Below are 11871 nucleotides of genomic sequence, written 5' to 3'. Positions count from 1 at the left end.
CGTTATCTCCCTCCTTTAATTACAGTATTTAATGAATTTAATTTTCCACTGACACGTTCAATTAATGCATTATAGTAAATCGTGTTTTCAGCTAAGCTCGCTTGCTCTGTGTCCATATTAACTCCATTACCATTATGACGCGTTCTAAAATTGTCGTAACTATATACACCTGGTGTTGATTCACTGAACGTAAAATCATAATGTCTTTGATCATTTCGATTGGCCGCAATTGTTGCTTGCTGTGCATCATTTAACATTGCCTTAAAACTTACATCTTTCGCTTTATAATTAGGTGTATCAACATTTGCGATATTTTGTGCAATAGTTTTATTTTTTAACGTTGCATAGGAAAGTCCATTTTCCAGGCTACTAATCGTTCCACCAAAAAAATCCAAACCTTTCACCCCATTTAATTAACAATTGTATAAACATAATTTCATATTCAATAATTTAATTGTAAATAAGTTAATTCCTAGTGTCTATCGTCTTTTGTCGCTTTTTAATAGTCTATACGCACTATTTTTCCAAGGATTTTTTTGGGATTTTTCACATTTGTATATTTTGCACCCTCATTCGACATAATACGACCGAAAAAATCAGCAATCTTCCTAGCTAAAATAGAATGATTACTATAAAAGTATTATTAAAATACAAATTTCTCCCTTGTTAATATTTAACATTTTATTACAAAAAAGACACAACTCGTCCAAAATAGGGCGAGTTGATGTCCTTCCTTATGTGGATGGGAAAGTTATACTTTCTTATCCACCAAAAAGGGTCCATCATTTCGATGGACCCTTTGAAAAAACAAAGATTATTTCATTTTAATCTCAGCTAAAGCGTTTAAAAACTTATCATTAAGTACTTTAATATAAGTACCTTTCATACCTAATGAGCGGGACTCGATAACGCCCGCAGATTCTAATTTACGTAATGCATTTACGATTACAGAACGAGTAATTCCTACGCGGTCAGCAATTTTAGAAGCAACTAATAACCCTTCGTTACCATCTAATTCTTCGAAGATGTGCTCGATTGCTTCAAGCTCTGAATAAGATAACGAGTTAATCGCCATTTGTACAACAGCTTTTGAACGAGCTTCTTCTTCGATTTCTTCTGATTTTTCACGTAAAATTTCCATACCGACAACCGTTGCACCGTATTCAGCTAGGATTAAATCATCATCTTCAAATTGATCGTTAATACGTGCAAGAATTAATGTACCTAAACGCTCGCCGCCACCAATAATTGGTACGATAGTAGTTAATCCATTTTTGAAAAGGTCTTTATTTTCAATCGGGAATGCTGTGTAATCACTATCAATCCCAAGGTTTTGAGATGTTTCAAAGATGTTGAATAAATTGTGTGTGTATTCTTCAGGGAATCGACGCTCTTCAAACATTTTTTTTATACGATCGTTTTCGATTTGTTGGTGAATTGATAAGCCTAAAAGCTTACCTTTACGACTAACGATAAAAACATTACTTTCGATAATATCACCTAATGTATCAGCCATTTCCTTAAAGTTAACTGGCTTTCCAGCAGATGCTTGAAGCATCGCATTAATTTTACGAGTTTTTGTTAATAAATTCATTCTAAATATTCCTCCTAGACAGGCATTCTTAATTCATTCAATATTCTAAAGGTTTTTACAATTTAAAGATACTAATTCAACTTACCTACAAGATAAATTGTGACAAATCTTTGTTTTTTACGATATCACCGAGCTTTTTATCGACATAATTCGGCGTGATTTCTATATGCGCTGGTGCAATTTCTGAAGCTTCAAACGACAATTCTTCTAACAAGCGCTCCAAAATAGTGTGTAAACGACGGGCACCAATATTATCAGTTTCTTGATTTACTTCTGTTGCTATTTCTGCAATACGTACAATTGCATCCTCTGTAAATTCCATCGTAACGCCTTCTGTTTCAAGTAATGCTTTATATTGCAAAATTAATGATTGATCTGGCTCCTGTAAAATCCGTACGAAATCTTCTTTTGTTAACTTCTCCAGCTCGACACGAATCGGGAAACGACCTTGTAATTCTGGAATTAGATCACTTGGCTTTGACATATGAAAAGCACCAGCAGCAATAAATAACATGTAATCTGTTTTCACCGGACCATACTTCGTTGTTACTGTTGAGCCTTCAACAATTGGTAAAATATCACGCTGTACGCCTTCTCGCGAAACTTCAGCAGAAGAAGTACTACCTTTGCTAGCAATTTTATCGATTTCATCAATAAAAATGATTCCAGCCTGCTCAGCTCGTAGTACCGCTTCGTTTGCTAATTCTTCTGAATCGATCAGCTTGTTCGCTTCCTCTTGCGTCAAAATACGACGTGCGTCTTTCACCTGAACTTTACGCTTTTTTGTTTTTTTAGGCATTAAATTAGACAACATATCTTGCATTCCGCTAGCACCCATATCCATTCCCATTCCAGGCATCGCATCAAGTATAGAAGGGGTTTGTTCAGTGACTTCGATTGTAACCCATTGTTCTTCTAGTTTACCGGCTTTTAAGTCTTGCGCGATTTGAGCACGACGGGAGCGTACTTCGACATCCTCAGATGCTGGCTGATCTGCTGGCTGTTCATTTTTTTGCCCAAAAAACATTTCAAATGGATTTTGGGGCATCTTTCCTTTTAATTTCGAAGGAACGAGTAATTGAACGAGTCCCTCATTTGCATTGCGCTCTGCTTGTTCTTGTACGGCTTCTGTCATTTCCTCTTTTACGAGTCGACGAGATGCTTCCACCAAATCGCGTACCATAGATTCTACATCCCGACCTACATAGCCTACTTCCGTAAACTTCGTTGCTTCCACTTTAATAAACGGGGCATTCGTTAGTTTTGCAATACGCCTTGCTATTTCTGTTTTTCCAACACCGGTTGGACCAATCATTAAAATATTTTTCGGGATAATTTCAGTTTTCATTTCGTCACTTAGGAGTGAACGACGATAACGATTACGTAGCGCTACAGCTACTGCTCGCTTTGCTGCCGCTTGCCCGACGATGTGACGATTCAAATGTTCTGTAATTTGTCTTGGCGTTAAGTTATTTTCAATCATGATAGCGCCTCCACGATAATATTATGGTTTGTAAAAACACAAATATCTGCAGCTGTTGTTAATGCGGCTTTAGCAATGTCCTTCGCTGATAAATGCTCTCCAGCGTGCATTTTAAGCGCACGCCCAGCCGATAGTGCATAATTACCGCCTGAACCAATCGCTAAAATACCGTCATCTGGCTCAATGACTTCGCCTGTGCCGGATACGAGTAATAATGTTGATTTATCCATTACTAGTAACATCGCTTCTAATTGGCGTAGCATTTTATCGCCGCGCCACTGCTTGGCAACCTCCACAGCTGCTCGTTGTAAATTACCGTTATATTCATTTAACTTGGACTCGAACATTTCAAAAAGTGTGAAAGCGTCCGCAACAGAACCAGCAAAACCAGCTAATACATTGCCATTAAACAGACGTCTGACCTTTCTAGCAGTATGCTTCATTACAACTGCATTGCCAAGCGTTACTTGACCGTCACCTGCCATTGCACATTCACCATTGTGATGAATCGCAAAGATCGTCGTTGCATGGATTTGTCCCATTAAAAGTTCCCCCTTACAATTTAAGCTCTCGGATGAGCATTCATATACGTTTTCCGAAGAGCTTCCTTCGTTACATGTGTATAAATTTGTGTAGAAGATAAATGCGCGTGTCCAAGAAGCTCTTGTACAGTACGTAAGTCTGCGCCATTATTTAATAAGTGTGTTGCAAATGTATGTCGTAACATATGCGGATAGATTTTCGAATGCAAACTTGCATTGTCAATCATTTCACTCAGTATATATCGCACTCCACGTGCTGTAAGTTCGCCTCCACGCATATTAACGAATACTTTATTATGCTCCTTTTTTTTCATCAAAATAGGGCGCACTTCTTGTAAGTAGATTGTTAATGCTTCATGGGCATATTGTCCAAACGGAATGATTCGCTCTTTACGACCTTTACCCATCACACGAATAATTGAATAATGAAAATCAATATCTTGTATTTCAACGGATGTACATTCACTGACACGCATTCCAGTAGCATAAAGTAATTCTAGTATCGCCATATTACGAATAACTTTCGGTTCATTCCCTTTATTTTTCTCAAAAAGTTGAACGAGCTCTTCTTCATAAAAAAAGTTCGGTAAACGTTCTTCTTTTTTGGGATGGTAAAGAGATCGGAAGGGAGCATCATCTAAACCATACTCTCGATTTAAAAAACGAAAGAATGATCGTATGGATGAAATTTTTCTCGAAATAGAATTTCTTGCTTTTTGTTCATCGTACAACTTTGTGACGTACAATCGCGCATGAATATACTCCACGTCAACTAGAGAAATGACCCCTTCTGTTTCCAGAAAAGAAAGAAACTCTCTAAGATCCGAATCATACTCACGCACAGTATGTAATGAAAAGTTTTTTTCGAGCTGAACGTAACGAATAAATTGATCTAAAGCCTCATTGGGATGACCATTCATTGCCACTCTACCTCCACGATAAATTTCAAGCAATTAAACAGGACGTGCATAGATGAAACTATAATTAAACGATGAATCGTAGCACTTAAAGCAACTCGCTCAACCGTATATTAAAAAACACACATATCGACATTATACCTATATATAAAATATATCAAGTGAAAAATGAACAAATTTTAAAAATGCACCGAATTTTTCGCTATAATTCGACATTTACATCTAACTTCCACCATTTCACTTCAATACGAGATGATTTCCCCTAAAAGAAAAAGCCTCTAAAATTATAACAATCTTTAGAGGCTTAAAGCAATTAAATTGTTTGAGAATTTATAAAATTCCGAATTGTTTCTATCGCTCGGTTTGCATGGCGTTCAGCACGCTCTGCTTTTGACCTAATCCGCTCACCAAAATCAGGGAATAAACCGAAGTTCACATTCATTGGTTGGAAGTTTTTCGATTCTGCTTCTGTAATGTAGCGCGCCATTGAGCCTAGTGCCGTTTCTACTGGGAAATATAGCATTTCTTGTCCTAATGCAAGACGTGCTGCATTAATACCTGCGATTAAACCACTACCAGCAGACTCTACATAGCCTTCCACACCTGTCATTTGACCCGCAAAGAAAATATTTGGGTTTGAACGTAGCTGATACGTTTTATTTAACACTTTAGGTGAGCTAATAAACGTATTGCGATGCATAACACCGTAGCGAACGATTTCTACATTTTCAAGTCCTGGAATTAACTGAAGCACTTCTTTTTGAGGTCCCCATTTTAAATGTGTCTGGAAGCCAACAATATTATAGAGTGTTCCTGCAGCATCATCTTGACGTAATTGAACAACTGCATATGGGCGTTTATTTGTTTTCGGATCTTCTAGTCCTACTGGCTTCATCGGACCAAATAGCATTGTTTTCTCGCCGCGCGCTGCCATTACTTCGATTGGCATACAACCTTCGAAATAAATTTCTTTTTCAAATTCTTTCAGTGGCACAACTTCTGCCTCAAGTAACGCTTGACGGAAGCGGTCGAATTCTTCTTTATTCATTGGGCAGTTTAAATAAGCTGCCTCTCCTTTATCATAACGAGATTTTAAGTATACTTTATCCATATCGATGCTATCTTTTTCGATAATGGGTGCTGCTGCATCGTAGAAGTACAAGTAATCTTGCCCTGTTAAGGCTTGAATCTTCTCAGCTAGCGCTTTAGAAGTTAACGGACCTGTAGCGATGATTGTAATCCCTTCAGGAATTTCCGTCACTTCCTCATGAATTACTTCAACTAACGGGTGATTTTTTACCGTTTCTGTTACATAGCCAGCAAATTCATGACGGTCTACTGCAAGTGCACCACCTGCAGGAACCGAGCATTTATCTGCCGCTGTCATAATAACAGAATCCAGCATACGCATTTCTTCCTTAATTACGCCAACTGCATTTGTTAATGTGTTTGCGCGTAATGAATTTGAGCATACAAGCTCAGCAAATTTATCAGTATGGTGAGCAGGCGTTTGCTTCACAGGGCGCATTTCGTATAGACGAACTTTTACTCCACGTTTTGCGATTTGCCATGCTGCTTCACTACCAGCTAAGCCGGCACCAATTACGTTAACTATTTGTTGTGTCATGTTACTACCTCTTTAAATTATTGTGAAGGTGTCTCCTCATAATCACATTCTGTGTTTGTACATTGGATTTGAACACCTTTTTTAAGTTTCTTTTCAACTAATAATGCACTACATTTCGGACAAGGTCTACTAATCGGCTTATCCCATGATACGAAGTCACATTCTGGGTATTGATTACAGCCGTAGAATAGACGCTTCGTTTTACTTTTACGCTCAACGATTTCGCCTTCCTTACATGTTGGGCATTTCACATCAATTAATTTCATAATCGCTTTTGTATTACGACAGTCTGGGAAGTTAGAACAAGCCATAAATTTGCCATAACGTCCTAGCTTATACACCATTGCATTACCGCATTTTTCACAGTCTTCTCCAGCTGGCTCGTCTTTAATCTCGATTTTTTCCATCACTTCATCCGCATGCTTCACATGTGGCTCAAAATCACGGTAAAATGCATCAATTACTTTAACCCATTCTGTCATACCTTCCTCGACATCATCTAAATCACGTTCCATTGTTGCTGTGAACTCAATATTGATGATTTCCGGGAAAAACTCAAGTACGAGCTGGTGTACGATTTCGCCAAGCTCTGTTGGTACAAAACGCTTCGCATCCAGTTGAACATAGCCGCGCTTTTGAATTGTATCAAGTGTCGGTGCATACGTTGACGGACGACCTATACCTAGTTCTTCTAGCGTTTTTACTAATCGCGCCTCAGAATAGCGTGGTGGTGGCTGTGTGAAGTGCTGTTTCGGTTCGATTTCTAACGTTTTCACTTTATCGCCAATCGCCATTTCTGGTAATAGCTTGTTCGTTTCTTCTGTTTGATCGTCTGTGCCTTCAATATAAAGCTTCATGAAACCCGCGAACTTCACTTGAGAACCGTTCGCACGGAATAATACATCTTCGTTTTGTAAATCTACTGTCACTGTATCTAGTATAGCGGATGACATTTGACTAGCAATAAAACGATCCCAAATTAAGCGGTACAGACGTAATTGATCACGGCTAAGCACTGCTTTCAACTCTTCTGGTGTAAGCATAGCAGATGTTGGACGAATAGCTTCGTGGGCATCTTGTGCATTCGCTTTATTTTTTGTTTGCTTTACTTCTGTAGCAACATACTCTTTGCCATATTTCCCTTCGATATAGCTTACGGCTTCTGCTTTTGCTGTATCAGAAATACGCGTTGAGTCTGTACGCATATACGTAATTAATCCAACTGCGCCTTCTTTTTTGCTTAGCTCAATTCCTTCATAGAGTTGTTGAGCCAGCATCATCGTTTTCTTTGCACGGAAGTTCAATTTTCGTGCAGCCTCTTGTTGTAACGAAGATGTTGTAAAGGCTGGTGCTGCATTTCGTTTACGTTCCTTTTTCACGACATTCATTACTTCAAAATGATCACCTTTGATATTTTTCAGCACGTCTTTCACTTGTGCTTCATTTGTTAGCTTCACTTTTTCAGTACCATTGCCATAATAAAGAGCGTCAAATTGGTTTTTACCTTTTTCAAAACTTGCATCGACTGTCCAGTATTCCTCTGGCTCGAAACTTTTAATTTCATTTTCACGGTCAATTATAAGACGTAGCGCAACCGATTGAACACGCCCTGCTGATAGCCCTTTTTTAACCTTTTTCCATAAAATAGGACTTATATTATAGCCAACAAGGCGGTCTAAAATTCGACGGGCTTGTTGTGCATCAACTAAATCCATATTAATTGGACGTGGGTGTTTAAACGATTCTAAAATTGCGTCTTTTGTAATTTCATTGAACACAACGCGGCAATCCGATTCAATATCGATGTTTAATGCTGTCGCTAAATGCCATGCGATTGCTTCCCCTTCACGGTCTGGATCGGCCGCGAGATAGATTTTCTTAACTTTTTTTGCTGCGGATTTTAAATCTTGCAGTACAGGTCCTTTTCCGCGTATTGTAATATATTTAGGTGCATAATTATTTTCTGTATCAATTCCCATTTGGCTACGTGGCAAGTCGCGCACGTGTCCAATAGAAGCTTTTACTTTATACTTTTTTCCTAAATAACGTTCAATTGTTTTCGCCTTCGCAGGTGATTCTACTATTACTAAATAATCTGCCATCTATTCTTTCCCCCTTAGAGAGGTTACTTTTTAATCAAATACGCCTTGACGCATTTGCTGTCCAGATTGTGCATTGTGAGAGCACCATGCACTAATTTGAAAATCCGAGACATCCGCCGAAGACAAATTTAATTCAGCAATGTGTATTTCACATCGCTGAACTAAATTCAAAGCAATACCTGTTGCAAAATGTATAACAGATTTACGGATATTGCAACTTTTTTTCAACTAAAACTTGAAAACATTTGCATTTCATCTATTATTTGATATCCATTCCAAACCGGAATTGCTCCTTCTTTTAGGATTTTATTAGTCCCTTTTGACTGCTCTGAAGTAATCGGTCCAGGTACGACAAATACATCTTTCCCATGATCGAGTGCATGCTCCGTTGTAATGAGTGTACCACTTTTTAGTGCTGCTTCTGTTACAACAAGCGCGTCACTTATACCACTAATAATACGATTCCTCATCGGGAAATGCCATTTTTTCACACTTACATATGGTGGATATTCCGTCAATAACAAATGATGTTGTGCCATTTCTTCCGCAAGTTGCTTATTTTCTTTTGGATACAAATGAAAGAAGCCATGCCCTAAAATACCTATCGTTTTTCCGCCGTAAAAAATCGCAGCCTTATGTGCGAGACTATCTGCCCCTTTGGCAAGACCACTGACGATAACATAATCATGTTCAATAAGTGGCGGTAATAATAATTGTAATGCCTCCGCAGTATAATTTGTTGCCTGCCTCGAGCCAATGACGGCAATTTTTTTGGGTTTTTGCAGTAATGAAATATCGCCCTTAGCATACAGCACAGTAGGGGGGTCAATTAACTGCAATAACTTTTTTGGGTAAAACTCACTTGTAAAAGGAACTGGCGAAATTCCTTCTAGTGCATAATGCTCTGCTAATGGTACTTCGAGCATACGCAAGTAATGTTCTTTTAATGCACGCGCATTCGCTACTGTTAAGTTTAAAATTGTCGCAAGCTGTGGGGATGGGAATTCCGCAAGTTGATCAAGCGTGCTTATATACTGTTGTAGACGTTGAAATTTATGAAATGGTAGAGGGTATACGTAGTGTAGTGTAAGCAATTTGTGTAAATCAATTTGGTTTGTCATTTTATCACTCCTCATTTAAATAGAAGAAATTTATTTAAAATGACCGCACAAGTAGAAAGCACATTCATTCCCATTTACATCCCTGATGCTTTAAATCACATCCATGCGGCAATAACGGTCTGCTCTACATCAGGCCGAACCAAAGCGACCTCGAGGATGGTGTTCCATCGGTTATTCGTCACAAATTGCATTTGGCGTGAATGCATGGACATCAGAACGAAGAAAAGATGTAGCGCATGGAACGCTACACCTTCATTTTAATGTGTCTTACAAACTTCGTATAGACCTTTTTCTTTAATTACTTTAATCAATGTTTCTCCAATAACTGAAGGCGTTGGAGCGACTTCAATTCCAGCTGCATTCATTGCTTTAATTTTTTCAGCCGCTGTACCTTTACCACCTGAAATAATCGCTCCAGCATGTCCCATACGCTTGCCAGGAGGTGCTGTTTGGCCACCGATGAAACCAACTACCGGTTTTGTCATATTTGCTTTCACCCATTCAGCAGCTTCTTCCTCCGCTGTACCACCTATTTCACCAATCATAACTACTGCATATGTTTCTGGATCTTCATTGAATGCTTCGAGTGCATCGATAAAGTTTGTCCCGTTTACCGGGTCTCCACCAATCCCTACTGCCGAAGTTTGTCCAATGCCCGCTTGTGTTAATTGCAGTACAGCTTCATACGTTAGAGTACCTGAACGTGATACAACTCCAACATGTCCTTTTTTATGAATATAGCCTGGCATAATACCGATTTTACATTCATCCGCCGAAATAACACCTGGACAGTTTGGACCAACTAAACGTGTTTTCTTACCTTCCATGTAACGTTTTACTTTTACCATATCCAGTACTGGGATATGCTCAGTAATACAAATTGTTAAATCTAATTCAGCATCTACCGCTTCTAAAATCGCATCTGCTGCAAATGGGGCTGGTACGTAAATAACAGATACATTGGCACCCGTTTCTGCAACTGCCTCCTGTACCGTATTAAATACTGGAACGCCTTCAATTTCAAGACCGCCTTTACCAGGTGTTACTCCGGCAACGATTTTCGTACCGTATTCTAACATTTGTTTTGTATGGAAAAGTGCTGTTTCGCCTGTAATCCCTTGTACAATTACTTTTGTCTCTTTATTAATGAACACACTCATGATGTAACCTCGCCTTCGTCAGCTACTAAATTAACGATTTTTTGCGCACCGTCAGCCATAGAATCTGCAGCAACAATGTTTAAGCCCGACTCATTTAATAATTTTTTACCAAGTTCGACATTTGTTCCTTCTAAACGCACCACTAGTGGTACAGCTAAACCGATTTGTTTTGCTGCTATAATAACACCTTCAGCAATAATATCGCATTTCATAATTCCACCAAAAATATTAACAAAAATCCCTTTTACTTGTGGATCAGATAAAATGATTTTAAATGCTTCCGTAACTTTTTCAGCTGTCGCGCCGCCCCCAACGTCAAGGAAGTTAGCGGGTGAGCCGCCGTAATAGCTAATTGTATCCATCGTAGCCATCGCAAGACCTGCCCCATTAACCATACAGCCAATATTGCCGTTTAATGAAATATAGCTTAAGTCATATTTAGATGCTTCAATTTCTTTTGGATCTTCCTCATCAAAATCACGTAATTCTACAATGTCTTTATGACGATATAGTGCGTTAGAATCAAAGTTAAATTTTGCATCAAGCGCAACAACTTGGTCATCGCCTGTTACCACTAATGGATTAATTTCTACAATCGATGCATCTTTGTCTACAAATGCCTGGTACAGACCAAGCATTAGCTTTACTGCTTTGTTTACTAACTTCGGTGGTATATTCATATTGAAAGCCATACGACGTGCCTGGAACGGTTGTAAACCTGTTACAGGATCAATGACTTCTTTAAAGATTTTTTCAGGATTTGTTTCGGCTACTTCTTCGATATCCATACCGCCTTCTTCAGAGCCCATCACTGTAACACGTGAAGTTGCACGGTCTAGTACTAAGCTTAAATAGTACTCTTTGCGAATATCAGATCCTTCTTCTATATAAAGGCGTTTAATTTCCTTACCTTCTGGACCAGTTTGATGTGTGACTAAAATCTTTCCTAACATTTCTTTTGCATATGAACGAACTTCATCAAGGTTTTTAGCAATTTTTACGCCGCCCGCTTTACCGCGGCCACCTGCGTGAATTTGAGCTTTTACAACTGTTACATTGGATCCAAGCTCTTTTGCGACCTTAACTGCTTCATCTGGAGAAAAAGCAACTTTCCCGTTCGGAACTGCTACTCCGTATTTTCTCAAGATCTCTTTACCTTGATATTCATGGATATTCATAATACATCCTCCCATCGGACATTTGGAAATTATTTTACTAACATAATCTATTTTATACAAACATTCAGACAATGTCCATATTTGTCTTTCGTGTATGATTATCTTTTAAAAATTACAGTTTATTCTATTTTATGTTAAAAAACACTA

Annotated in this window: 10 protein-coding genes; all 10 read right to left on the bottom strand. The window is 38.5% G+C overall.

Features of this window, described 5'->3' with window-relative positions; genetic code table 11:
* Positions 1–2 precede the first annotated feature (2 nt).
* Positions 3–395 (bottom strand): flagellar basal body rod protein FlgB, encoded by a 393-nt coding sequence (gene flgB, locus MHH87_RS04705; RefSeq protein ID WP_340748170.1) that lies wholly within the window; start codon positions 393–395, stop codon positions 3–5.
* 419 nt (positions 396–814) lie between these two features.
* Positions 815–1594: a GTP-sensing pleiotropic transcriptional regulator CodY gene (gene codY, locus MHH87_RS04700; RefSeq protein WP_340748169.1), complete on the bottom strand. Its 780-nt coding sequence runs from the start codon at positions 1592–1594 to the stop codon at positions 815–817.
* An 85-nt stretch (positions 1595–1679) separates the two neighbouring features.
* Complete coding sequence (gene hslU, locus MHH87_RS04695) at positions 1680–3077, bottom strand: ATP-dependent protease ATPase subunit HslU (protein ID WP_340748168.1); 1398 nt, start codon at positions 3075–3077, stop codon at positions 1680–1682.
* On the bottom strand, positions 3074–3619 hold the full coding sequence (hslV, locus tag MHH87_RS04690; protein ID WP_340748167.1) for an ATP-dependent protease subunit HslV: 546 nt from the start codon (positions 3617–3619) through the stop codon (positions 3074–3076). Before hslV ends, hslU begins: the two co-directional genes overlap by 4 nt.
* Before the next feature lie 20 nt (positions 3620–3639).
* Positions 3640–4539 carry a tyrosine recombinase XerC gene (gene xerC / locus MHH87_RS04685; protein ID WP_340748166.1) on the bottom strand — a complete coding sequence of 300 codons (900 nt, stop codon included), beginning with the start codon at positions 4537–4539 and terminating at the stop codon, positions 3640–3642.
* Between the two features lie 310 nt (positions 4540–4849).
* Positions 4850–6163 (bottom strand): FADH(2)-oxidizing methylenetetrahydrofolate--tRNA-(uracil(54)-C(5))-methyltransferase TrmFO, encoded by a 1314-nt coding sequence (trmFO, locus tag MHH87_RS04680; RefSeq protein ID WP_340748165.1) that lies wholly within the window; start codon positions 6161–6163, stop codon positions 4850–4852.
* 17 nt (positions 6164–6180) lie between these two features.
* Positions 6181–8265 carry a type I DNA topoisomerase gene (gene topA, locus MHH87_RS04675; RefSeq protein WP_340748164.1) on the bottom strand — a complete coding sequence of 695 codons (2085 nt, stop codon included), beginning with the start codon at positions 8263–8265 and terminating at the stop codon, positions 6181–6183.
* A gap of 224 nt (positions 8266–8489) precedes the next feature.
* On the bottom strand, positions 8490–9386 hold the full coding sequence (gene dprA, locus MHH87_RS04670; RefSeq protein ID WP_340748163.1) for a DNA-processing protein DprA: 897 nt from the start codon (positions 9384–9386) through the stop codon (positions 8490–8492).
* 257 nt (positions 9387–9643) lie between these two features.
* On the bottom strand, positions 9644–10546 hold the full coding sequence (gene sucD / locus MHH87_RS04665; RefSeq protein ID WP_340748162.1) for a succinate--CoA ligase subunit alpha: 903 nt from the start codon (positions 10544–10546) through the stop codon (positions 9644–9646).
* Positions 10543–11724 (bottom strand): ADP-forming succinate--CoA ligase subunit beta, encoded by a 1182-nt coding sequence (sucC, locus tag MHH87_RS04660; RefSeq protein WP_340748161.1) that lies wholly within the window; start codon positions 11722–11724, stop codon positions 10543–10545. The genes sucD and sucC overlap by 4 nt, the downstream gene beginning before the upstream one ends.
* Positions 11725–11871: the final 147 nt, after the last annotated feature.

This window comes from Solibacillus sp. FSL H8-0538 (assembly GCF_038003525.1).
In the GTDB taxonomy this organism is placed as follows: domain Bacteria; phylum Bacillota; class Bacilli; order Bacillales_A; family Planococcaceae; genus JBBOPI01.
Note: the sequence above shows the minus strand (reverse complement) of the source record. Positions and strands in the feature narration are given on the sequence as shown.

Bases quoted from the DNA above. Each gene is read 5' to 3' on its own strand.
- sucD (WP_340748162.1), bottom strand. From the start codon at position 10,546: ATGAGTGTGTTCATTAATAAAGAGACAAAAGTAATTGTACAAGGGATT.
- topA (WP_340748164.1), bottom strand. From the start codon at position 8,265: ATGGCAGATTATTTAGTAATAGTAGAATCACCTGCGAAGGCGAAAACA.
- dprA (WP_340748163.1), bottom strand. From the start codon at position 9,386: ATGACAAACCAAATTGATTTACACAAATTGCTTACACTACACTACGTA.
- codY (WP_340748169.1), bottom strand. From the start codon at position 1,594: ATGAATTTATTAACAAAAACTCGTAAAATTAATGCGATGCTTCAAGCA.
- hslV (WP_340748167.1), bottom strand. From the start codon at position 3,619: ATGGGACAAATCCATGCAACGACGATCTTTGCGATTCATCACAATGGT.
- sucC (WP_340748161.1), bottom strand. From the start codon at position 11,724: ATGAATATCCATGAATATCAAGGTAAAGAGATCTTGAGAAAATACGGA.
- trmFO (WP_340748165.1), bottom strand. From the start codon at position 6,163: ATGACACAACAAATAGTTAACGTAATTGGTGCCGGCTTAGCTGGTAGT.
- hslU (WP_340748168.1), bottom strand. From the start codon at position 3,077: ATGATTGAAAATAACTTAACGCCAAGACAAATTACAGAACATTTGAAT.
- xerC (WP_340748166.1), bottom strand. From the start codon at position 4,539: ATGAATGGTCATCCCAATGAGGCTTTAGATCAATTTATTCGTTACGTT.